Annotated in this window: 16 protein-coding genes and 1 pseudogene; 9 read left to right on the top strand and 8 right to left on the bottom strand. The window is 69.2% G+C overall.

What is annotated here, in order from left to right:
* Positions 1-14: 14 nt before the first annotated feature.
* A pseudogene (locus R2707_19255) lies at positions 15-1,049 on the bottom strand (CoA transferase).
* 238 nt (positions 1,050-1,287) lie between these two features.
* Between R2707_19255 and R2707_19250 the strand changes: the two are divergent.
* The 5 genes from R2707_19250 to R2707_19230 all read left to right on the top strand — a co-directional run bounded on the left by R2707_19250 (position 1,288) and on the right by R2707_19230 (position 5,566).
* Positions 1,288-2,301 carry a hypothetical protein gene (locus tag R2707_19250; GenBank protein ID MEZ5247232.1) on the top strand — a complete coding sequence of 338 codons (1,014 nt, stop codon included), beginning with the start codon at positions 1,288-1,290 and terminating at the stop codon, positions 2,299-2,301.
* Positions 2,298-3,125, top strand: a complete 828-nt coding sequence (locus tag R2707_19245) for a TIGR03619 family F420-dependent LLM class oxidoreductase (protein MEZ5247231.1) — start codon at positions 2,298-2,300, stop codon at positions 3,123-3,125. Before R2707_19250 ends, R2707_19245 begins: the two co-directional genes overlap by 4 nt.
* Before the next feature lie 93 nt (positions 3,126-3,218).
* The gene (locus R2707_19240; protein ID MEZ5247230.1) at positions 3,219-3,650 is read left to right on the top strand and encodes a hypothetical protein; all 432 of its coding nucleotides are present in this window, start codon (positions 3,219-3,221) and stop codon (positions 3,648-3,650) included.
* A 97-nt stretch (positions 3,651-3,747) separates the two neighbouring features.
* The gene (locus R2707_19235) at positions 3,748-4,389 is read left to right on the top strand and encodes a rhomboid family intramembrane serine protease (GenBank protein MEZ5247229.1); all 642 of its coding nucleotides are present in this window, start codon (positions 3,748-3,750) and stop codon (positions 4,387-4,389) included.
* 43 nt (positions 4,390-4,432) lie between these two features.
* Positions 4,433-5,566, top strand: a complete 1,134-nt coding sequence (locus R2707_19230) for a serine hydrolase domain-containing protein (protein ID MEZ5247228.1) — start codon at positions 4,433-4,435, stop codon at positions 5,564-5,566.
* 17 nt (positions 5,567-5,583) lie between these two features.
* On the opposite strand, the gene R2707_19225 is transcribed toward R2707_19230, so the two are convergent.
* The 4 genes from R2707_19225 to R2707_19210 form a co-directional block, all read right to left on the bottom strand.
* Positions 5,584-6,768 carry a serine hydrolase domain-containing protein gene (locus tag R2707_19225; GenBank protein ID MEZ5247227.1) on the bottom strand — a complete coding sequence of 395 codons (1,185 nt, stop codon included), beginning with the start codon at positions 6,766-6,768 and terminating at the stop codon, positions 5,584-5,586.
* Positions 6,765-7,922, bottom strand: coding sequence for a serine hydrolase domain-containing protein (locus tag R2707_19220; protein MEZ5247226.1), 1,158 nt, complete (start codon positions 7,920-7,922; stop codon positions 6,765-6,767). Before R2707_19220 ends, R2707_19225 begins: the two co-directional genes overlap by 4 nt.
* A 20-nt stretch (positions 7,923-7,942) precedes the next feature.
* On the bottom strand, positions 7,943-11,296 hold the full coding sequence (locus tag R2707_19215; GenBank protein MEZ5247225.1) for an AAA family ATPase: 3,354 nt from the start codon (positions 11,294-11,296) through the stop codon (positions 7,943-7,945).
* Between the two features lie 89 nt (positions 11,297-11,385).
* Complete coding sequence (locus tag R2707_19210; GenBank protein ID MEZ5247224.1) at positions 11,386-13,428, bottom strand: hypothetical protein; 2,043 nt, start codon at positions 13,426-13,428, stop codon at positions 11,386-11,388.
* Positions 13,429-13,571: 143 nt separating this feature from the next.
* On the opposite strand from R2707_19210, the gene R2707_19205 reads away from it, so the two are divergent.
* Complete coding sequence (locus R2707_19205) at positions 13,572-14,090, top strand: Rho termination factor N-terminal domain-containing protein (GenBank protein MEZ5247223.1); 519 nt, start codon at positions 13,572-13,574, stop codon at positions 14,088-14,090.
* Between the two features lie 18 nt (positions 14,091-14,108).
* Here R2707_19205 and R2707_19200 read toward each other — a convergent pair whose 3' ends face one another.
* Positions 14,109-16,388, bottom strand: coding sequence for a CocE/NonD family hydrolase (locus tag R2707_19200; protein ID MEZ5247222.1), 2,280 nt, complete (start codon positions 16,386-16,388; stop codon positions 14,109-14,111).
* 105 nt (positions 16,389-16,493) lie between these two features.
* Between R2707_19200 and R2707_19195 the strand changes: the two genes are divergently transcribed.
* A complete protein-coding gene (locus tag R2707_19195) occupies positions 16,494-16,904 on the top strand; it encodes a cyclic nucleotide-binding domain-containing protein (protein MEZ5247221.1) in 411 nt (136 codons plus the stop codon).
* Positions 16,905-16,919: 15 nt separating this feature from the next.
* On the opposite strand, the gene R2707_19190 is transcribed toward R2707_19195, so the two are convergent.
* Positions 16,920-17,927: an endo-1,4-beta-xylanase gene (locus R2707_19190; GenBank protein ID MEZ5247220.1), complete on the bottom strand. Its 1,008-nt coding sequence runs from the start codon at positions 17,925-17,927 to the stop codon at positions 16,920-16,922.
* 184 nt (positions 17,928-18,111) lie between these two features.
* Between R2707_19190 and R2707_19185 the strand changes: the two genes are divergently transcribed.
* The gene (locus R2707_19185) at positions 18,112-20,991 is read left to right on the top strand and encodes a pentapeptide repeat-containing protein (GenBank protein ID MEZ5247219.1); all 2,880 of its coding nucleotides are present in this window, start codon (positions 18,112-18,114) and stop codon (positions 20,989-20,991) included.
* Positions 20,988-21,596, top strand: coding sequence for a hypothetical protein (locus tag R2707_19180; protein ID MEZ5247218.1), 609 nt, complete (start codon positions 20,988-20,990; stop codon positions 21,594-21,596). Before R2707_19185 ends, R2707_19180 begins: the two co-directional genes overlap by 4 nt.
* On the opposite strand, the gene R2707_19175 is transcribed toward R2707_19180, so the two are convergent.
* On the bottom strand, positions 21,518-22,840 hold the full coding sequence (locus tag R2707_19175) for an O-antigen ligase family protein (GenBank protein ID MEZ5247217.1): 1,323 nt from the start codon (positions 22,838-22,840) through the stop codon (positions 21,518-21,520). The genes R2707_19180 and R2707_19175 overlap by 79 nt on opposite strands.
* Between the last annotated feature and the right edge of the window lie 70 nt (positions 22,841-22,910).

The raw sequence follows: 22,910 nt of genomic DNA, 5'->3' as shown, positions 1-22,910 counted from the left end.
AGTCGCCGTGTCGTTCAGGCGATCGTTCCGTCGGCCATCAGCGCCGTGATCTCCTCGGAGGAGAACCCCGCCTGCTCGAGGACTTCGGTCGTGTGGGCCCCGTTGAGCGGCAATGTCCACGTCGGTTCGCACGGGGAAGAACGGAACCGCGCCGCGGGACGGGGCTGACGCACCCGACCGGCGTTGGGGTCCTCGAACTCGATCAGCGAGTCGTTGGCGACCACCTGGACCTGGTGGGGAACATCGGCCACCGCTGTCACCAGGCCGCAGGGAACGTCGTTCGCGTTGAGTCGTTCGGCCAGATCGGCGGCCGACGTCTCGGCGAACGCGTCGCCGAGCAACTGGCCGAGCAGGGCGAAGTTGTCGGGGTTCAAGGCGAGGTCCAGTCCGTTGAACCGCTCGTCGTCGCACCACTCCGGATGGCCCAGCGCCCGAAAGAGCCCCATCCGCTGCGGCAGCGTGCCCGCGAAGTAGACGACCTGGCCGTCGGCGCAATCGGTCAGCGAGTAGAGGTCGGCGATGGTCATGCCACCGACCACGTCATCATCGAGGAACGTCTCGCTCATCATCCCGTCGGGCCAGAAGAAGTTGAGCGACGAGTCGAGCATCGAGATGTCGATGTGTTGACCCTCGCCGGTTCGTTCGCGGTGGAAGAGCGCGGCGGTGATCGCCTGGGCCACATAGCAGGCGGTCGATTTGTCGACGATCACGTTGCGGACGAGATCCGGGAACGGGATCTTGGGGTTGACCTGGAACGCGATGTGGCCGGTGATCGCCTGGATGACCGGGTCGAACACGGGCAGGTCGCGCATCGGGCCCTCGAGCCCGTAGCCGCTGACCGACACCGTGATGAGTCGGGGGTTGGTCGCCCGCAGGTCGGCCGGGTCGAGCCCCATGCGCTCGATGACGCCGGGACGGAAGTTCTGGAGGAACACGTCGGCGTCGGCGACGAGCCGGCGGGCCACCCCGATGCCCGCGTCGGTGGCGAGGTCGACGCTGATCGATCGCTTGCCGCGGTTCAACGACGCGGTGACGGCGGCCATGCCCCCCTTTCGAGAAGGAGGGGAACGCCCGCATCCCGTCGCCGAGCCCGGGGGCCTCGACCTTGATCACGTCGGCCCCCTGATCGGCGAGCTGTGCAGTGGCGTAGGGCCCCGATGCCATCTGCGAGAGATCGACGATCCTGATTCCGTCCAACGGTCCCGGCATTCCTGGCCCCCTCGTTCGCGTCCCGGGCAGACCCTACCGAATCGCCCGCAACCGCACCGGCCCGTAGGGTTCTCGGGCATGGGCGTGCCGTTGACCGCGATGGACGAGTACTTCGTCCACCAGATCCCCGAGCCGCTGCCGAACGTGGCGGTGCACCACGACTTCTGGCGTGAAAGCCTCTTCTTCATCGCCCACCCTCGAGACGGGCTCGGCGACGTGCTCATCCTGACGATGGCGCACTTCCCGAAGGCCGCGCACATGGACGTGCTGCAGCTCGGTCGGGTCGGGCGGACGATGACTGCGGCGCGCCACGTGCGGAACTACGACGGCGACCCGCACACGCTCGTCGTACCGCCGGCGACGATCGAGATCGTCGAGCCGTACCGGGAGGTCCGGCTGCGCGTCGACGAGCATCCCGATGCACCGGTCACCCTCGACCTGACGTTCACCGCCCGCACCCGGGAGAACGGCTACCGGCGCGGCACCATGAAGGCCGGCCACGAGACCATCTGGGATCAGTCGCACATGGTCCAGAGCGGCGTCTACAACGGCACCTACACCCACGAGGGAACCACCTACGAGGTGAACGACTGGTGGGGACAGCGCGACCACTCGTGGGGGATCCGCGATCACGCCCGCTGCCCGCTGTGGATGTGGTTCGCGATCCAGTTCGACGAGGGCATGCTCGGCGTGTGGCACTGGGAGTACCCCAACGGCGCCCGGGTCTACACCGACGGTTGCTTCGCGCCGTCCGACATGAGCGATCCCGTACCGGTCGTCGACTTCCGCCACGACCTGCACTGGACCGACCGGTCGGGAGCGGAGGTGTCGTACGGACGTGACGGCGACGATGTCCGCGGCATCGCCGGCACCTCGTGGTTCACCCTCGAGGGTGGACGGGTGATCGAGGTCGAGACGGAAGGTCGCTGGGCCCAGCGCTACGGGCCGGTCGGTGGCGGGCTCATGGAGACGGAGGTCCGCTCGGGCGACGGGTGGACCGGCACGGCGATCTACGAGGTCACGGGCGCGCACCATCACCACTGGTTCCCCGTCGCGCGCGGCGAGAACCTGCCCCCCGGAGGTGGCACATGAAGCTCGGCATCCATCTTCCTCAGTTCGGGCGGGCCGCGTCGCCCGACGCGATCGCCACGGTCGCCCGCCGGGCCGAGGACCTCGGCTTCGCCGATGTGTGGGTCAGCGACCACATCGTGCGGCCGGTCGCGCAGTCCTACCCGTCGGCCTACCTCTACGAGCCGCTGCTGACCCTCGGGTGGGCAGCCGCGGCGACGACCCGGGTCGGGCTGGGCACGAGTGTCATGGTGGTGCCGCAGTACCACCCCCTCCAGCTCGCGAACGCGCTGGCCACGCTGGACCAGCTCTCGAAGGGGCGGGTGATCCTCGGTGCCGGGGTGGGCTGGTCGGAAGCCGAGTTCGACGCACTCGGCCAGCCGTTCGGCAACCGGGGGAAGCGACTCGACGAGGCGATCGCGATCATGCGCGCCGTCTGGGAGTCGGACCCGGTCGCCCATACCGGCGACCACTATCGATTCGACGAGCTGAAGCTGCAACCGAAGCCGGCCCATCGGATCCCGATCTGGATCGGCGGCGGCAGCGAGGCCACCTTCCGTCGAGCGATCGCCCACGGTGACGGCTTCCATGCCATCAGCACCGACCCGGCCGATCTCGCGCCGATCATCGAACGTCTCCGCGCGGATCGGCCCGGCGACGATTTCGTGATCTCGTACCGGACGGGTTGGGACCCGCAGGGCATGGATCCGGGTCTCATCGCGGACGAGGCGGCCGCCTACGCCGAGGCCGGCGTGCAGCACGTGGTGTCGGCACCGTGGCGGGAGTCGGCCGACGACTGGGTGCGGTCCATGGAACTCCTCGTCGAGATCGTCCCGCCGGAGGCGTGACGTCGCACCCGGGGTTCGCGCCCCGACACCTCAGGTCGGCCCACTGCGGGTCCGATAGGAGGACAGGCGCCGCTCGTCGCGCCGTCTTCTGCGATGACCTTCTACCCCTTTCCCACCGAGATGGGTCGCCTCCCCGGCGACCGAACCGGACGCAACGACCGCCTCGTCCGGCGTTTCTCCGCGGGACAGCAACTGCGGGTCCATCTCCGTCTCGGGGAGCACCCGAACCCGCAGAATCGACCGATCTCGGCCGAAGTGCTCAACATCTCGATCACCGGGATCAGCCTCTGTGTCAGCCGGACCCTGCGGGTCTACGTCGGTGCGATGGTGACGATCGGTGACGGCGACTCCACGGCGACGTGCCGGGTCGTCTACACGACGCGTGCGAACGAGGGCGACCGGCAGATCCTGGGCCTCGAGTACGTCAAGCAGTCCGATCGGTTCCGTCTCGATGTCGGCGGTGTGGTGGGCGCCCTGCGCAAGGACCGCGGTCAGGTGATCAAGGCCTGGCACAGGCCCAACTGACACCGCCTGGCACAGGCCCAACTGACACCGCCTGGCTCAGGCCCAACTGACGGGTCGCTCCGACCACTGATCGGGTTCCACGGCATACCGTGTCGTGATGGACTCGGCGGCCCCGTCAACCGGATCTCGTTGGCGACTGCTGTGGTCTCCGGTGGGCCTTCTCGTCATGGGCCTCCTCGCCATGTGGGCGATCGAGATCATCGACACCACCGTTCTCGACGACGAACTCCAGCGCAACGGCATCCGTCCGCGCACGGTGAGCGGACTCGACGGGGTGCTGTGGACTCCGTTCCTGCACTCCGACTACGGCCACATCGCGTCGAACTCCGTGCCCCTGCTCGCCCTCGGGGGCTTGGTCGCCGCGCGCGGGATGCGGTACTGGGCGTGGGTGACGCTCGCGGCCGTGGTCGGCGGCGGAGGCCTCACCTGGTTGCTTGCCGGCGACGGCATCCACATCGGCGCCAGCGGTGTCGTCTTCGCCTACTTCGGGGCGATCCTCGGCGCAGCGGTCTTCGAGCGCCGGATCCGGGCCCTGGGTGCCGCGCTGATCGCGCTCGGCTTCTACAGCAGCCTGATCGCCGGGCTGGTGCCCCAGGACTTCATCTCCTGGGAGGGCCACCTGTTCGGGCTCACCGCCGGCGTCGTGGCGGCGAAGGCACTGGCCGAGCCCCGGGTTCGCCCCGAGGAACGACCCGACGATCCCGAGCCATGGGAGTTCGACGAACCCTGGTTGGCCTGAGGTCGGGCCGCCCGGCACCGGGACGCGACCTAAGCTCCCCCGGGTGGAGGTCTCCGGCACGTGCGACGAGCGGTTCGCTGCGGTTCGGGCCGCGTTCGAGGAGAACTTCCGTGCCGGCAACGAACTGGGTGCGTCCTTCGCCGTGGTGCACGACGACGAGCTGGTCGTCGATCTGTGGGGCGGGTGGGCCGACGTCGAGCGGACGCGGCCGTGGGGTCGCGACACGATCGTCTCGGTGGCGTCCACGTCGAAGGTGGCGGTGACGATCGTGGGTCTGATGCTCCTCGATCGCCGGTTGATCGAGCTGGACGAGCCGATCGCCACCTATTGGCCGGAATTCGCCGCCGCCGGCAAGGCCGACATTCCGGTGCGTCAGATCTTCTGCCACGAGACCGGCGTGGCCGGGTTCGACCCGCCGACGTCGATCGAGACCATTCTCGGCGACTGGGATGCGAGCGTCGCCCGACTCGCCGCCCAGGAACCCTGGTGGGAACCCGGCACCGCGAGCGGTTATCACGGGATGACCTACGGTTATCTGATCGGCGAGCTTGTTCGCCGCACCACACACCGCGCCTACGACGAGTTCCTGCGAACCGAGCTGACCGAGCCGCTTGCCGCCGACTTCTCGATCGGCGTGGCGGAGCGCGACCGCGCCCGCGTCGCCGACGTCGAGTCGAGGGAGCGCCGCGTCTTCCCGAACGGGCCCGGGTCCCTCGCGGCCCGGGTGGACCACCCACTCGACGCGCGGATGGTGGGGCCGATGCCCACGGGTTGGCTGACCGGATGCAATCCGGGCGCGGTCGGCTTCACGAACGCCCGCGCCGTCGCCACGCTCGGCGCGGTGCTCGCGAACTCGGGAACCAGCCGTGGGAGACGGTTCCTGTCGGAGGAGTCGGTCGCCCTCACGGCGCAGGAGCAGCGCTACGAGTACGACCTGGTCATGGAGGATCGCGTCCGCTGGGGTCTCGGTTTCGCGCTCGCCGGCGACGAGGTGCCGCTCCCCTTCCCCCGTTCGGTGCACTGGGGCGGCTACGGCGGCTCGACCTTCGTCGCCGATCCGGACTCGCGGACCACATGGGCCTACACGCCGAATCGTTTCGTGCCCGACCGCGGCGGTGACGCCCGCGGCGCCGCGTTGGGCGGCGCGACCGTGCGGAGCATCCTCAGCCTGGCTTGAGCAACGGCTCGCCGAGCTCAGACGAGCACGGCGGAGGTGATCACGTCTTCGAACCGGTTGGCGGCCCACGAGAGGGGCACGTTGAACTCGTCGGCCTCGGTGGCGATCTCGACATAGCTCGCCGCGATCCCGTGCTCGAAGTCGACCCAACCACCGATCCCGCCTGCGCCGCCGTGGGACGCCGATGCCCGGCTCACGGTGCCACCCCCGAACTGCTTCCACTTCTCACCGCTCGGCACCGCGAATCCGAATCCCCACGATGCCTCACGGTGTACCTGCCCCATCGCCTCGGTGGGTGTGTGGGGAACCCGATTGGTGGTCATCGCCCGCACCGCGCCGCGGCTCAGGACCTTCTCTTCACCGGCGCGCCCGTCGTCGAGCAGCATCTGGAAGAAGCGGGTCATGTCGGTGACCGAGGAGTAGAAACCGCTGGCGCCGTCGTCGCTCGCTTCCCAGAGCGGGTCGTTGAACGAGATCTTGCTACCCGGATGATCGGGCCCGTACGGGATGCCGGATGGGCGTTCGATCAGATGGGGACGCAGTCGGTCGGGCAGGGCGACACAGCTGTGCGTCATCCCCAGTGGCTCGAAGAGGTACTGCTGCGCGGCCGCGTCGAGCGACCCGCCCGTGATCCGGCGGACGAGCTCACCGAGGACCGAGTAGTTGAAGTTGCCGTACGACATCATCTCGCCGGCCGGGTAGCGCCGCGGCACCGCCCAGCCCGACGCCAACATGATGTGGGTCAACGGGTCGCGCCCGGCCGGCACCGACGCCCGTGCGGCGCCGATTCCGGCCTCGAGCGCGGCGGCCTGGTCGTCGTCGTGCCACCCCGACGTGTGGGTCAGCAGGTGGGTGACGAGGACGTCGCCGTGGGCTTCCGCGAGTTCGGGCAGCGTGAGCGCGGCCGGCTCGTTCAGTCCGATCACGCCACGCTCGGCCAGAGCCAGCACGACGGCGGCAGTCATCGGCTTCGACATGGACGCGATCGGGAAGACCGTGTCGACGGTGACGGCAGGACCGTCGGGCCACTGGTCGCCGAGCGCGTTGGTGAAGACGACCCTGCCGTGCCGGGCGACCACTGCGGCCATCATCGGTGAGCGGCCGGCGTCGAACTGACGCTGCATCAGCGCCGCTGCGTCATCGAGCCGCTCGCTCGACATCCCGACCTCGGCCGGATCGTGGACGGCCGCCTCGAGCGTCACGACGCGACCGCCCCGACCACCACGTCCTGCAGACGGTGGGAGATCCCCGAGACCGGTTCGTAGAACTCGCTCATCTTCGTGATGACCTCGAAGAACACCGCGACGATCTCGTTCTCGAAGTCGATCCAATAGCTGATGCCACCGGCGCCTGGGTGCATGGCCGTGCCGTCCGGGGTCAACCCTCCGCTGAAGAACGAAAACCCGCGTGGTTGCCGCACGGTGAAGCCGTAACCCCACGACGCCTCTGGCAACAGGCGCTCGCCGAACTTGGCGGGGACTCCGGGTAGTTGGTTGGTCACCATCGACCGGACGGTGCTCGGTGCCAGGACGCGGGCAGCCCCGAGGGAGCCGCCCTCGAGAATCGCCTGGCCGAAAGCGGCGAGGTCCGTCGGCGACATGAACACGCCGGCCGCCCCCGAGTCGCACGACTCGAACACCTCGCCCTCGAATGACAGGAGCGCATCGGGTCCGAAGGGCAGACCCGGGGCACGCTGCACGACGTGGGGTCGGAGCGCATCGTCGACGATGACGGCACTGCGTTCGAGCCCGAGCGGCTCGAAGATCCGAGTGCGCATCGCCGCGTCGAGTGTGTCACCGGTGACCCGGCGGACGATCTCCGAGAGCAGGGTGTAGTGCGAGTTGTCGTAGTCCATCTGCTCGCCGGGCGCAGCACTGCGGATGGGATCGAAGGCGAGCGAGCGGAACATGTGGTCGACGAAGTTGTGACCTTCGGGCAGCGGCGGCAACGAGCCATCGGCGACCATGGCCTCGATGCGGTGTGTGCGTTGGGCCGATTCCCAGCCGGCCGTGTGGGTGAAGAGGTGGTGGACCAGCACGTCGTCGTTGCCGCTGCCCCGTAGCTCGGGGAAGAAGTCGACGATCGGCTGGGTGATGCCGACGTGCCCTTCCTCCACGAGCGTCATCGCGACCGCGGCCGTCAACGGTTTGCCGGCCGATGCCAGCGGCCAGACGTGGTCGATCTCCAGCTCCGGGCCGCCGGGCCGTTGGACTCCGAACGCCTCCTGGAGGACGACCTTGCCACGGCGGACGACCACCGCGGCCGCCGACGGCGACCGACCCGACGCGACGTGCCGCTCCATCAGCGAGCGCATCCATCCGAGTCGTTCCGACGACATGCCGACGCTCTCCGGCATCGCGGTTTCCCATCGCGGGATCATGGTGCCGGCGCCAGGGGTTGCCGCTCGAACCACTCGCGCAGCTCGGGCTCGTCGATGCGGTCGGCCAGTGTCGTGAACGCCACCCGGGCCGCACGGGCTTCCCGCCGGGCGGCGTCGACCTCACCGGTCGCCTCCAGCGCCCGAGCCCGCACCGCCCGGAACCGCCACAGGAGAGAGCCGTAGCCGAGTGCGGTCGCCGCCTCGGTGCCGATCGCCGCGGCGTCGGCTGCGGCGGCGGCTTCGCCGGCGAGCAGCAGCGCCCGGGCCTGCAGCTCGAGCGCCGTCAGCGTGTCGCGCGTCGGGCAGTCACCGTCGCGTGGGAGCAGCGGCCGGAGGCTGTCGATCGCGTCGTCGGCGCGTCCCTCGACGAGCGCGATCTCCGCGGCGGCGAGGCCTCGCGGGCTGCCGCCCATGATGGTCGGCAGCAAGGTCATGGCTTCGACCTCGGTGCCGGACTCGACCTGGAGGTGGGCACCGACCGTCCAGAGGAGGGCGCCGGCCCAGACCTGCATCCAGACCCGACTCAATGCATCGGCCCGCTCCAGGGTGTCGGCGAGCGACGCCGCCGCCGGCTCCCACGCGGCGATGCGGCACAGATACACCGATCGAGCCAGCGACGCCATCGCCTGCCCGAAGGGGTGATCGTCGTCGGTGACTTCCTGGGCGATGGCACCGGCGACCTCGTCGAAGCGGCCCATCTCGGCCAGCGCGATGGCCTTGATCGACCCGTACTGCACCGGCTCGGTCCCGATGAGGTCGGCCAGCTCGATCCCTCGGTCGCAGGTGGCCACGGCGTCGTCGAACCGGCCGAGGGCCAGGTACTGCCACATCATCCAGAAGCAGTGGGCGTTGAGCTTCACCGGATCACGACGGGCCTCGAGTCGGGCGAGGAGATCCTCCGAGCGGGCCGCGTCGAACCCGGCACCGTCCCGGTGCAGCGACGCGGCGACGGCATCGAGGATCAGGTCCTCGTCGCCGATCTCCTCGGCCAGAGCGAGCGCCTCGGCCACGTTTTGTTGCGCGGTCTCGCGATAGTCGGCCCAGTAGTCGGTGAACCATGTCGTCGGCAGCAGCGCCCGGGCCATGTTCACACGGTCGCCCCGCGCCTTTGCAGCGTCGTAGGCGGCCTCGTACGCGGCTCTCGACTCGTGCGCGTGCTCCGGCTCGTCGAGCGAGAGGATGTAGTGGGCGCGGCCGCGGGCCAACTGCACCGCGACTTCCAACGACGGGTCGGCCGCAGCCGCCTCGATGAGGGCACCGATGTCGTCGAGGCCCTCGCCGGCCCGGTACTGGTCATTCAGGAGCTGCACCCGTTGGAGCCGCAACGTCACCCGGTCGGTTGGGTCGTCGGTCACGCCGAGTTCATCATCGAGGACGACGAGGGCGTCGTCGACACGACCTGAGCCCCGCAGCGCGCTCACCTGCAAGAGACGGAACTCGAGACGGGCGGCGTCGTCGACCAGCGGGTCGGCGTTGAGGAGGTGGCGCAGTGCGTCCTCGAACGCCAGCGCATCGAGGTTGGTGATCGCCGCGGCGATCGATGCGGCGACCACGCGTTCGGCAGGAGCGGACGGGCCGGCCTGATGCAGGTGATGAGCGAGCTCGATCGGATGGGAGGCACCCGAGTCGACGAGCGCATCCGCGATCCGAAGGTGGAGGCGCTGGCGCCGAGCCAGTGACAGCTCCCCGACCAGCGTCTGGCGGATCTGCTCGTGGATGAAGATGTAGCGCGCCTCCCGCTCACCGGGGGCCTCCTCGATGAGATGCGCCCGCTCCGCCGCCTCGAGCGCGTCGAACAGCGCGTCCTCGTCCATCCCCGAGGCGGCTTCGAGCAGACCGAAACGGAACGTGCGGCCGATCACCGCGGCCGCCGCGAGTGCCTTGCGGTGGTCGGCGTCGAGCTGTTCGAGCCGTCGGGAGATCACGAGCCGCACACCCTGGGGCACCTCGGTCTCGCCGATCTCGAAACCCGCTCGCCACCCACCATCTTCGTCGAAGAGCTTCCCCGTCTCCCGGAGGTGCCGATACAGCTCCTCGACGAAGAAGGGATTGCCCTGGGTCTCCGCGAACACGAGATCGAGCAGCTCTTTCGGTGCCGGCATACCGGCCCGCGCGGTCAGCACGGCCTCGACCTCGGCCTCGGTGAGGAGGCGGGGCCGGAGATCGACCGCACCGACATCGCGCAGCAGCGGACCGATGGCTGTCGTGAGGGGCCGATCGGGCTCGAGCTCGTCGTCTCGATATGTCCCCATGATCACGAGGGGGATGTCGCCGACCCGACCACCGAGATGACGCAGGAACAGCAGGGTCGACTCGTCGGCCCAGTGCAGGTCCTCGAACACGAGCATCAGCGGCTGGTTGCGCGCGGCGCGTTCGATGAACTGACCGACGCCGTGGAGCATGTAGCGCCGCTCCTGTTCGGGCGTGAGGTCGGGCGAGTCGGGGATGTCGTCGTAGCGCTGGCGCAGCGACGGGAGGAGCTTTGCGACCTCGGGGGCGTTCTCGCCGAGGGCGGTCCGGAAACCGTCGTGCGACGCCGTCCGCGCCGCCTGCTCGAGATGGTCGATGCTCGGCTGGTACGGCGGCGGCGACTCCATGTCGAGACAGTTGCCGGTGAGTACGTTCATGCCGAGCCGCTCGGCGACGACCGCCGCCTCCTTCGTGAGTCGGCTCTTCCCCAGGCCGGCCGGGCCCCCGATGAGCACCATCGATCCGTGTCCGGCGGCTGCCGCTTCGAGCATTCGCTGAAGCTGTTCGCGCTCCGCCATCCGGCCGACATAGGGCGTCGGCTCGGCATCGGACAGGCCGGAGGGGCCGACCTCGTCCTCTGGCACCGGCACCAGGAAGAGTCGCCATTCGTCGTCGATGCCCTTGAGTTCGGTCGTGCCCTGATCGACGAGTTCGTCGCGGGCTGTGCCGAGCACCCCATGAACGGTGTCGGATGCGAGGATCCCGCCCGGGGGCGCCAGTCCCTCGATCCGTTTGGCGATGATCACGGTTTCCCCGTGGATGTCGCCGTCCTCGCTGAGGACCTCGCCGGTGTGCAGACCGATCCGCATCGCCACGCTGTCGTCGAGGCCGTCACGGCGCAGCCGCCCCATCTCGGTCTGGATCTCCTGGCTCGCGGCGACGGCCCGGCGGGCAGAGGCGAATGCGGCCATGAAGCCGTCGCCCATCTCCTTGATGAGCACGCCACGGTGGTCGGCCACGATCCGACGAGCCATCGACTCCACGGTGCGTCCGACCTCCCGGGCGGCATCGTCGCCGAGCGTCTGATTGAGCTTGGTGGACTCCACGAGATCCGTGAAGAGAACCGTGACGGTCCCCTCGGGAATCTCGGCCGCGTTCATCGAAGGACCACACCCATGCGCACCACGAATGTGATCCTAGGTGTTCCGGTCCGACGGCGGCAGTCGACGGGCGGTCGGAGTCCGTTCAGCTACTCGTCGAGGGTTCGGCACGGTTCGCCGGCACAGGCGTCGTTGATCACGGCGTCGGCGCCGATGAAGTCGGCGACGATCAGCAGGGCCTGGGGAACGTCGCTCAGCTTGCCGTGCGGGTCGTCGCCCTCCCGGGGTGGTGTGTTGGCGATCGGCGGGGCCGGCGTACCGAAGTCCCACATGATGTAACCCGATCCCGCGTGGGGAAGGTCGACGATCGGGTCGATGCCGAAGAAGGGGTCGACATCGGTGGACCGCCCGTCGGTGAGGCCGGGCTCGAGCAAGGGCGTCCCGAGGGTTCGGGCGAGCTTGTCGGTGCTGACGTTGGCGACCTGGTGATCTCCGAAAGCGGCGAGGATCAGCACGTTCTTCGTCGTGGCGTCGTCGTAGGGGTCGCGGGTGAGGTGTTGCGCCCAACCCGCGTTCTCGCCGCGGTCCCAGAGCATCTCCATCAGCTCCCGGGCCAGCATCCGGTCGAGCGGGTCGGGGTAGCTCTCCTCGAAGAACGGGGCGAACTCGTCGAAGTCGATGCTGCGGGGCAGGAGCAGGTTGTAGCCCATGCCGGGGACGGCGAGGATGACCTGGGTCAGGTCGTCGCTGAGCGCCGTCGACGCACCGCCGAGGATTCCGCCCTGGCTGGCACCGAGGAACGACAGCTGGTCGTGGTCGATGACCGAGCGGCCGAAGCCGTCCTGGAACCGGGGGTCGGTCGCGAAACCGTCGTCGCTCGCGAGAAGCCGACCCAGCAGCAACCAGGCGAGATGCCCCTGCTGCATCCGATCAGGCTGGGTGCGAAACAGGGTGAGCTCCTCGAGAGCGGCGGCGACGCTCGGGAGATCGGCCGTGCTCATCCCGAGGAAGTCGATCGCACAGAACCCGATGCCGACCGCACCGCCGAGGGTCCCGATCCCCAACACCTCGGACCGGGAGCCGAGCAGGCCGTGGCCGTACATCACGAACGGTGCCGGGTCGTCAGCGGTCGCCGTCGGCGGGACGGTGCAGAGGAAGTCGACGGTCATCGATCCGTTGCGGACCGGGATGCCGTCGGGGTCGCCTTCGTTGTTCAGCACGCTGCCGGTCGACCCGTCGCCGGTGAGGTAGTTGGGCACCTCGAAGGTCCCGCGAACCCCGGGGAACCCGATCTCGGCGGTCTCGACCGTGAACTCGGGAGCGCCGTCGCCGAGTTCGGCCGCGGTCTCGGCCCACATGTGTCGGAGCCGACCCGAGAGCGACTCGCCGCTGGCGACGGTGAAGGTCCAGGCGAGGGTCGTGTCGGCCGGGTCGATCCCGACCCCGTCGAGGGCCGCCAGCAGCGCGGCGTCGTGCTGGTCGAGGGGGTTGGTGACACGATCGACGTACGCCTCGGTCGGCTCGATCGGCGCACCCGCGGTGTCGACGAGGCCGCGCAGCACGACGAGGTGGTGGTGCCCTTCCGTCAGGGCCACTGCGGGCACGACGATCAGCGCCGTGTCGTCGGGTGACCCGCCGTCGGCGTCGAGTTCGGCCCAGGCCGGGATCCGTTCACCGGTGACGGTGTCGACGAGCACGAGCGGGGAGTCGTCCTCCAACGACCTCGCGATGTCGGTCACCGGTGCAAGGCCCGATGCGGCCGGGTCGAGGCCGGGGATCACCGTCATCGGCATGGCCGCCGGGCTGAACCCGTCGTTGCGGTTCCATTCGCCCACGTCGATCGGGACACCGTCGGCGTTGCTCGGCGGGCCGTCGGCGGGGAGGTCGATCCGCAGCCCCGTCGCCGTCGTGGCATCGGGCCGGGTGTAGCGGTCGTTGGGCCAGGGCAGCAGACAGGCGGCACCGTCCACCGGGTCGCACGCGCCGGACTCCGCGGCGTCGATCGGGGCCGCTTCCGGCGGTGCGGTGCTGGTCGCCGGCACGGTTGGATCGCCGGACGTGGTCGAGTCGGGGTCGGGCGACGCGGTGATTCCGTCGTCGTCGCCGGAGCACGCCCCGGCGACCGACGCCAGGACGACTGCGGCACAGGCCAGGCGACGCCACGGCCGACCCTTCGGAGCTGCGATCCACATCGGGCCGACGCTAGCGCCACGAACCGGACCGATCAGCTCGAAGGCGCACGACGGTGTGACGAACGACCCGCCCTGTTCGCGTTTCGCCCCCACCGACGGCGGGAAGGCCGTTGAACGACACACACAACCCGAATGGAGTCAGCATGACCACCGCCACCTTCGAAACCCGACTCACGTCGACCCTCGACGAGATCGAGGAGCGGCTCCCCGCGCTGCCGGCCTCGCTGCTGCGTCTGGAGCGGTCGATCGCCGGACGCACCTATGACACCGTCGCCGGTGCCGTGGGCAATCTCCGGGGTTCGCTGCACACGGTTGGTTCGCGTACCGACCGTGCCGCTCGCACCGTCGTCGGGACCGGCCGACGCGCCATCGCCACCACGTTCGACGCCGCCCGCGTCGGCGCCAAGACGACGGTCGGCCAGACCCGGGCTCAGGCCTCGAAGGTCGGCGACGCCGTGACCGCTGAGGCCACCGACATCCACGACGACGCGCTCGGCGCCGTGAAGACGGCGATCCGTGCGGTCGATCCGGATGACGATGCGTCCACGGGCTACGAGCGGTGGGCCAAGACCGACCTCTACGACAGGGCGACGGAGCTCGATGTCGAAGGGCGCTCGACGATGACCAAGGCCGAGCTGATCGACGCCATCCGCGACCGCTGAGCCTTCGCCCGCCGCAGCTCAGCTCGCCGAGGAGTTCTCGTAGGCCACCCAGGTGCGACACGGCTGGCTGCGGGTGTTGTCGCAGTCCGGCAGGCCGTCGGGCACGTCCACACCCGACACGAAGGGCAACGTCAGCGACGATGCCGACGGGTCGATCCGGATCGCGGTGCCGTCGAACGGCAGCACGTCGAAGGCCCACAGGTTGCGGTTGCCGCCCGGGCTGTCGACGATCAGTCGGAGCTTCGAGCCGGCCCGGAACACATGGCCGACGGGGAAGATCTCGACGTCGACCTGGGTGAACTCACCCGCCGGCAGATCGGCCTGCGCCGCCTCCGTGTAGAGATGCCACGGCAGGATCTCGGTGGCTTCGGTCTCGTCGATGGCCCGGTGCGACGCTCGCAGCCAGCCCGACTGGACGTACATCTCGTTTCCGTCAGGCCGCACCTCGGTGATCGTCACCTGGATGTCGGCGTCGGCCTCGTCGGCCTGGAGGCTGAGCGACACCCGACCGGTGCCCGCGAGCAGGAGGTCCTCGGTGAATGCATCCGTCTCGAACACGACGGCCGCGCCCTCGTCGAGCAGGTCCCATTGGAGATCGTCGAACTCGTTGCCGTCGTCGTCGTCCTCCGCGGCCTTGGTGAGCTCCTGGGAACGTTCGACGTCGACCGCGAACTCGACGGTCTCGTCGCCGCCGACGAGATCGCCCAGCTGCCAGGTGCGGATCTCCGCATCGGTCGGCGGCCAGGACTCGAATTGCACCGACCCGCGCGGCACCGGCGCGCCGAGGGCGTCGGGGTTGGCACCGTTCTCGAGGAACACCGTGATCGCCGGCTCGCTCTCGATCGTTTCACGGGCTTCCTCGAGCGTCGAGAACCGGTCGGCGGGCACCTGGATCCCCGCCACGCCGAAGACATCCTCGTAGAGGCCGGGGGCACCGAGTCGCACGATGGGGTCGAGCACGGGGACCCGTTCCGCCACGTAGACGTCGAGGAGTTCGACGGCGGCGAAGAGGCTCTCCGGCCCGAGCGAGTCGGCATGGGCGCCGTTGTAGAGATGGGCCTTGAAGACCGGCGCGCCGGTGAAGTCGTCGAGCATGGTCGGGAAGCGGCCGCCCGTCTGCTCGTCCTGCCACGCACCGGCGAGGAAGGTCGGCACGTTGATCCGGTCGACGAAGGTCCGTGGCGACAGCGGGTCGCCGGCCTCGTCGGTCCAGAACGCCGTCTCCGCAGCGGCCTCGGTGAGGTCGCGGTTCTGGCTCCGGAGCAACTGGTTGGCGTCGCAGATCTCGTCGCCCTCCTCGTCGATCCGCGTGTTCACCCACTCCTGGCCGTAGGCGTCGTTGGCGCCCTGGCGAGACTCGCCCCAGCTCTTGGCGAAGCCGTTGTTGTAGATGCCACCGGGCCAGACGACCGACCGGTACGAGTCCTCGATCACCGAGATCGGGGTGATCGCAGCGAGGCTGGGAGGCTGGGTCTGCGCCACGAAGAGCTGGCTGATCCCGGAATAGCTGATGCCGACCATGCCGACATGGTTCTCGTAGACCCACTCCTGGGCGGCGACGGCTTCGATGACGTCGTAGCCGTCGATCGACTGCAATTGCTCGAAGTAGTCGAACGCGCCACCCGAACAGCCCGAACCGCGCATGTTCACGCCGACGGTCGCCCAGCCGAGCAGGCCATAGATGTTGATGGCCGGTTCGATCTCGTAAGGACTCGACGGGTCGTAGCCGGAGTACTCGACCACGGTCGGGTAGGGGCCGTCCTCGATCGGCCCCGGGAGACGGACCGTCGCGCTCAGCAATGTCCCGTCGCGCATCTCGATGTAGCCGAACCCCTCACCGATCTCCTGGGCGTCGTAGAACGCCTGGTCGGGGTGGTCCTCGAGCGTCGGCACGGCGAAGGTGTCGCTCGCCGGCACGGGGTCGGCGCCGAGGGCGAGAACCTGCCAGCCGTCACCGGGTTCGACGTTGCGGAAGATCAGGTTGCCGAGGTCGTCGACAGTGGCGGTCTGCTCGGTTCCGGGGCCACGAAGGGTGAGCTCGGTACCCGCCGCCGCGGCAGTCACCGTGACCTGACCGGCGCTCGGGTTCGTGGAGAAGTCGGCGGCGACGGTCTCGACCGGCGCGTCGCCGTCACCCGCGTCGACATCACCGCTGGAGTCGACGTCACCGTTCGCGTCGCCGATCGGGGCGGCCGGATCGTCGGCGCCGCACGCAGCGGCCAGGAGGGACAAGCTCATCAGGATCGAAAGGAACGACAGGAGCCGGACGGGACGGTTGCGGCCAGGGGCGAGATGCATCCGGACAGCGTAAGTTGACCGATCGGTAACGTGCGAACCGAACCGCGAACCGAAGTCCTGCATCCGGGCAGCCCCCGCGCGCCGTAGAGCGCTCAGGAGGTCCCCATGTTCCGTCGCATCGATCCGATTCCCCAGACTCTTCGACAAAGCCCGCTTGCCGGCGCCGTCCCTGCGAAGGAGCTCCGAGCCATCGAACGACGCGGCACAGCCGTGCGCTTCGGGGCCGGACGGCACGCGATGCGCGAGGACGAGGTCGGCCGTGAGTGCATGATCGTCGCCACCGGCTCGTTCGCGGTCGAGCGCGACGGCGACGGCGTCGCCGTTCTCCGACCCGGCATGGTGATGGGCGAGGTTGCGCTGCTGACCGGCAAGCCCCGCAACGCAACGGTGACTGCACTCGAGGACAGCCTCGTCTACGCCTACAACCGGCGCGAGTTCACGTCGCTCCTGCGCGAGTGCCCGCAGCTCGCGGCGATCGTGCGTGCCGACGTGGACGAGCGTTCGCCTGCAGCCTGAACGAAGGGGCCGAGGTCACTCGGCGAGCAGCGCCTCCACGACGCCGAGAAACGCCGGCTTCGGTGCGCCCTGCGCGTCGAACAACAGCGGCGTGTAGCCCGGGCCGAGCAGATCGTCGATCCACGTGTGGCCGTCCTCGACGCCCCAGACCGTGATCGACCGACATGCGGGAACCGAGCGACACGTCGCCACCGCTCGTCGGTACCGCTCGCGTTGCACGGCGTCGCGGTCGGCGAGACCGGGCGCGACCGGGACGTCGAGTTCCGTGATGTGGACGGCGAGACCGAGGTCGCCCAGGTCGCGCATCACCTGTTCGTAGCGAGCCCAATCGGGTTCGCCGAAAATGAAGTGTGACTGGAGGCCGATCCCGTCGACGGCGACTCCGCGGTCGACGAGATCGGCGGCGAGCGCGACGAGGCCGTCCGCCTTCGCCTGGCTGTACTCGACGAAGTTCTCGTTGATGATCAGCTCGGTCTGCGCCGGCGCCGCCGCGTCGACGATCCCGAACAGTTCGGCGATGTAGTCGGGTCCGAGCACCTGATGGAAGTGGTTGACGGTGAGCGAACCTCCCAACAGATCGAACGGCTCGTTGATCACGTCGATGCGGTCGAGGCCGGGATAGCGAGCGAAGATCACCTCCGCCCGCTCGGTCAGCACGGACCGGAGTTCGTCGGGATCGGAGATCCCGAGCACCCACGGCGCGAGGTCGTCGAGCAGGACCTGGTCCCACGCGAAGTGGAACCCGGTCTGGTGGAGCCCGTTGGCTTCGGCCCAGGCGTGGGTGGCGTCGGCGGGCCCGAAATTCCATTCATCGGGTCCGGGTTGGATCACCGACCACGAGAGGCCGTGGTTCGTGGTCGCATCGGCGTGTTCGATCACCAGCGACCGCTCGAGTGCGGTGCCACCCTGCACGAAAAGGCCGAAGGTGAGGCCTGATTCGGCCGCGAGTTCGTCGAGGCACGCCGTGCCGAGAAGGGCCGCCGCGACCAACACCACCGACAGCCACACCGACCGCACCCTCACCCGGTCGAGCGTACGGTGAGGGATCGGTCACCGTCGAACGCGCTGCGTCGCCCGGGAGCGTCCGACCACTGACAGTGGGCACCACGGCTGCGCCTTTGCTATACACGTGTGCGACGGCGGGGGATGGGCGATGGTGAGGTCAGTGACGCGGGGGCGGAGTCGAACACGACGGAGCAGGCCGCGAATGGTGTCGCTGTTGTTGCTGGCGGTCGGCGCGTTTCTCATCGCCACCACATCGCCTGCCGGCGCGGCGGTGGTCGTCGAGGTGACCGGACCCGACACTGTCGACATCGTCAGTGGGTCGCGACTGGAGATCCATCTCGACGGCAGCGGTGGCTACGACGGCGCCGCGCTCGTCGCCATCGCCGCGTGCGGGAACGCCGATGCCGGCGGCACCCCGCTGCCGGCGGTCGCTGCCACCGACCCGAACAACTGCTGGGGTCCGATCGACCCGGGCGGCATCAGCATCCTGAGCGGCAGCGGCACGATCACTGCGGGAGTGGGCATCCTGATCAACCCGACGGGCGACTACGACTTCACCTACGTCTGGGGCAACACCGGGATCGGCATCAACGACACGACCTGCGTGGCGGGCGGCGCGTTCGCCTGCCGGATCCGCGTGGACGGATTCGCGGGGTTCACCGGCGGTGAATCGATCTTCAGCATCGTCGTCGACCTGCTCCCCCAACCGGACGGCGATCTCGACGGCGTCGGCGACGGGGGCGACAACTGTCCGGCGATCCCCAACGCCGACCAGGCCGACACCGACGGCGACGGCATCGGCGACGCGTGCGACCCCACCGTCAAGCCCGTGGTGGAACTGGGCGGCACCACCGTCGTGGAGGGCACGGGCGGTCTCACGACCATGGTGCTCCCCGTGACGCTCTCCTACCCATCGGGCAATCCGGTCTCCGTCGACTGGACGGTCCTTTCCAACGACGCCCAGGTGCCCGACGACGTGCCGCCGGCCTCTGGTGTGGTGACCTTCGCCCCCGGTTCCACCGACGCGACGATCGAGTTCCCGATCGTCGCCGACGAGATCGACGAGAACGACGAGTGGGTCGTGGTTTCCAGCTCCAACCCGGTGAACGCGTCGCTGGGCGGCTTCCTCGGCCTGGGTTTCGGAGTGATCCTCGACGACGACGACCCACCGGTGATCATCCCCGGGAGCACCTCTGTGCTCGAAGGCGATACCGACGGCATCGTCGCGCAGATCCCGGTGACACTCAGCGCTCCGTCCAGCTTCCCGGTGGCCTTCCAGTGGGTGGCAACGGATTTCGAGGCGACGCTGGGCGTCGACTTCACCGCCGACGGGGGCTCCGTCCTGATCCCTCCCGGGCAGACGTCGGCCCTCCTGCCGATCACCGTCCTCGGCGACACCGTCAGCGAGATCGACGAGCGGGCTGTGGTCCTCACGGGCAATCCGACCAACGCGACGATCGGCGGGTTCTTCGGTATCGGCGCCGTGACGATTCTCGACGACGACAAGGGCCTCGACTGCGATCCCTTCGACCCCGGACCCGCTGCGAGGCTCCGAGAATGCGACCTGACGGGGTTCGACCTCTCGGGCCTCGACCTCTCGGGTGCCGACCTCACCGACGCGATCCTCACCGACACGATCCTCACCGACACCGACCTCTCGGGCGCAACCCTCACCGGTGTGGCCTCCGGTGGCATCGTCGGTTCGCCGCTGCTGCCGGCACGCTGGCAGCTCGTGGCCGGCCATCTCCTCGGCCCCGGCGCATCGCTCGTCGGCGTCGACCTCGACGGACACGTGTTGATCGGCGTCGATCTGACCGAGGCCGACCTCACGAATGCGGTCCTGTCCAACACTGTGATCGTCGATGCCGTCCTCATCGGCGTCGATCTGAGAGGCGCACTCCTCGACAATGCGGTGCTCATCCGACCCGACCTGACGAATGCGACGCTTCGCGGCGCCTCTCTCCGCAGCTCGTTCTTCAGCAGCGCCGTCCTCCAGGGCGCCGACCTCTCCACGGCAGCGCTGTCGGGTGCCGCATTCCCGGGAGCCGATCTGAGCGGCGCACTCATCGACAACACGACGGCAGCCGGCCTCGACCTGACGGGTGCCGACCTGACCGGCGCTCACCTCGACGGCAGCATCCTCTCGGGCGCAACGCTCATCAACAGCGATCTGGGCGGCGCGAGCATGCGCAACAGCGCCATCGTGAACTCGGACCTGACCGGGGCCGACCTCACCGATGTGGATCTGAGCGGAGCCGGCGGACTCGTACGCGTGGTCCTCACCAACGCCTCGTTGGCATCGGCCGATCTCGAGGGACTGACCATCGTGCAGTCGGACCTCACGGGAGTCGATCTCCGCAACGCCGACCTCGACGGCGGAAAGGTCATCGACGACGACCTGCTCGGCGCCGACCTGGCCGGCGGTTCGTTCGCCCACGTGGAATGGGACGGCAACCGCTGCCCGGACGGCGCGTTCAGCGACCTCAGCGGACGTACCTGCCTTCGGATGTCGGTCGACATCGATCCGCAGTCGCCGCTCAACGTGATCGGTCTCGGCGATCCCGACCGCCCGCTGGCCGTCGCCGTCCTCGGCGACGAGGACTTCGATGCCGGCGACATCGATTCCGCGACCTGGACCTTCGGCGAGGACGGCGACGAGGCAGCCGCACTCTCCGCCTATGTCGCGGACGTGAACAACGACACGCGTGCCGACGCCGTGTTCCAGTACCGAGTCGGGTCGGCGGGCCTGTCCCTCGGCGACACCGTCGCCTGCACCCAGGGAAGCACCCTGAGCGGCGAGCGGTTCTGGGGGTGCGACAGCATCACCATCGACACCGACGAGACACTCAGCCCACCAGCAAGCCCGCCCGCGAGTCCCACCGCGAGCCCGAACGCGAGTCCACCCGCCAGTTCGGGCGGCGACTTCCTCGGCATCAGCAGTGGCGACATCGTCCCGATCCTTCAGGGACCGGTCGGGTTCGCCGGCACCTCACTCGCGATCGGACTCCTCTTCCTCGTCGGGTTCCGCCACGCCCGCCTGGAACTGACGGAGGAGGAAGCGGCCGGCGGGGCGAAGGGGTGACACCGGCGCTGCGGGTGATCGCGTCCGTCGCGGGGCTCGCCGTCATCACCTTCGTCGGCTACCGGATCCTGCGCGACCGCACCGACCCGGTGACGCCGCCGCCACCGGACGCAGTCGCCCCGGACTTCCGGATGATCGACGCCGACGGGCCGGCCCGCCTGCGGTGGACGACGACGACCGAACGCGGCGACCAGAGCGATCTCGTGGTGATCATCGCCGACGGGCTGGAGGTCCGCATCGAGGGCGCGCTGAGGAGATACCTCGTCGACGGTGCACCCTTTCTCTGCTACTCAGCCGGCGACGACACCGTGTGCGAGGTCGATCCGGACCCGTCACCGCTCGTGCCCACGGCGGGCAAGCTGACGTTCGCAGCCGAGGACGCCGTCGCATCGACCTTCGCCGGCCGAGCCGCTTCGTGCTGGACGTTCGAGGACGGGCCGATCGCCGGGCGAAGCTGCGCCGACGACGACACCGGGGTCGCCGTCCTCACGGAGACGACTGACCGCGACACCGGCTCGACCTATCTTCAGACGCTGGTCGAGTGGGGTCCTGCGTCGGCGGACGATGTCGCGATGCCGCCCGAGATCGAGGCGATGGTTCGATAACGCTCCGCCCGGTCGTCGTTGGCCGCGATGGCGACGAGTGCGCCGGCGAGGATCCACATCAACCATGTGGTCGAGAAGTCGGCGGTGATGAACAGCGACGCGACGAAGCCGCCACAGATCCCGGCGACCACGCCGACATCGACCGGTCCGCCACGTTGCTGCCCCTCCCGGCGAGGGCCGAGGGACCCGGTGGCCAGCATCACCGGGCCGAGGATGATCAGGAGGAACAATGCCGCGGCCGGAAGGCCCGAGCCGGCGGCATGGGCGAGCACGATGTTGTGGGGGCTCTCGACTCGATAGATGCGGAGACGAGCGGCGCTGTCGGCCGGCAGCACATCGTCGCGATAGTCGCCGAACACGAGCGGGAAGGTGTCGGGACCGGTGCCCAGGAGCAGGTGATCGGCCACAACGGCCTCGGCGACCTCCCAGAGGTCGAGATGGTTCCGCACCGACCCGGTGGTCCATTCGTCGGCCGACAACGCCCGGCTCCACGCCCGCCTCGAGGAATCGGACAGCCCGGGTGTGGTGGTCGCCCCGACGCCGAGCACGACCGCGGCCACGACGATGATGCCCAGAACCCGGCGGGGGTCGGCACGTTGGAGTCGGACGGTCAGTACGGCGAACACGGAGAGGCCGATCACCATGCCGAGATAGCCGCCCCGGCTCTCGGTGAGCACGAGCGCGGCCCCCTGGATGCCGACCACGATCCATCCGATCGTCCGACGGCCGCCGACGATCGCGAGACCGAGAGAAATCGGGAGCACCAGCGCGAGATAGGCGCCGAGCGAGTTGGTCTGGCCGATGGTCGAGAACACGCGGCCGCCCGGGATCTCGTCCCACAGGGGGTCGAGGCCGGCCCGCTGTGCAACGGCGTAGAGCGCGACCGGGATGCCACCGAACGAGACACCGTTCGCCAGGACCCGAAGCCGCACGCGATCGACCACCGCCGTCCGGGCGAACGCGTAGAAGACGAGGTAGAGCGCCCCGCTGTACAACCCCTGGCGCTGGTACTCCTCGCCCCAGAGACTCTGGTCCCGATCGACCGACGCCAGGTAGCTGACGAAGACGACGCCGGCGAAGAGCAGCGCGCAGATGTCGATGAACGTCGGCTGCGGGCGGGAGCGGTCCAGACCAGCGACGAGCGCGAGGGCACAGGCCACCGCGATGACCGACGACACGATCAGCTTGGGGATGATGAACGACTCCTCGGTGCCGATCCAGAACACCGACGGCACCACGGCCACGGCGGCCGCCAGCAGCGCGGTCGTCCGATTGCGCCTTCGAGCAGACCGCGGACTTCGGGTTGGCGCGGAC

Source organism: Acidimicrobiales bacterium (genome assembly GCA_041394245.1).
Taxonomy (GTDB): Bacteria; Actinomycetota; Acidimicrobiia; order Acidimicrobiales; family Aldehydirespiratoraceae; genus JAJRXC01.
Note: the sequence above shows the minus strand (reverse complement) of the source record. Positions and strands in the feature narration are given on the sequence as shown.

What these genes read in the sequence shown, in the direction of transcription:
- R2707_19250 (MEZ5247232.1), top strand. Translation starts at nt 1,288, where the DNA reads ATGGGCGTGCCGTTGACCGCGATGGACGAGTACTTCGTCCACCAGATC.
- R2707_19245 (MEZ5247231.1), top strand. Translation starts at nt 2,298, where the DNA reads ATGAAGCTCGGCATCCATCTTCCTCAGTTCGGGCGGGCCGCGTCGCCC.
- R2707_19240 (MEZ5247230.1), top strand. Translation starts at nt 3,219, where the DNA reads ATGACCTTCTACCCCTTTCCCACCGAGATGGGTCGCCTCCCCGGCGAC.
- R2707_19235 (MEZ5247229.1), top strand. Translation starts at nt 3,748, where the DNA reads ATGGACTCGGCGGCCCCGTCAACCGGATCTCGTTGGCGACTGCTGTGG.
- R2707_19220 (MEZ5247226.1), bottom strand. Translation starts at nt 7,922, where the DNA reads ATGCCGGAGAGCGTCGGCATGTCGTCGGAACGACTCGGATGGATGCGC.
- R2707_19215 (MEZ5247225.1), bottom strand. Translation starts at nt 11,296, where the DNA reads ATGAACGCGGCCGAGATTCCCGAGGGGACCGTCACGGTTCTCTTCACG.
- R2707_19210 (MEZ5247224.1), bottom strand. Translation starts at nt 13,428, where the DNA reads ATGTGGATCGCAGCTCCGAAGGGTCGGCCGTGGCGTCGCCTGGCCTGT.
- R2707_19205 (MEZ5247223.1), top strand. Translation starts at nt 13,572, where the DNA reads ATGACCACCGCCACCTTCGAAACCCGACTCACGTCGACCCTCGACGAG.
- R2707_19200 (MEZ5247222.1), bottom strand. Translation starts at nt 16,388, where the DNA reads ATGCATCTCGCCCCTGGCCGCAACCGTCCCGTCCGGCTCCTGTCGTTC.
- R2707_19195 (MEZ5247221.1), top strand. Translation starts at nt 16,494, where the DNA reads ATGTTCCGTCGCATCGATCCGATTCCCCAGACTCTTCGACAAAGCCCG.
- R2707_19185 (MEZ5247219.1), top strand. Translation starts at nt 18,112, where the DNA reads ATGGTGTCGCTGTTGTTGCTGGCGGTCGGCGCGTTTCTCATCGCCACC.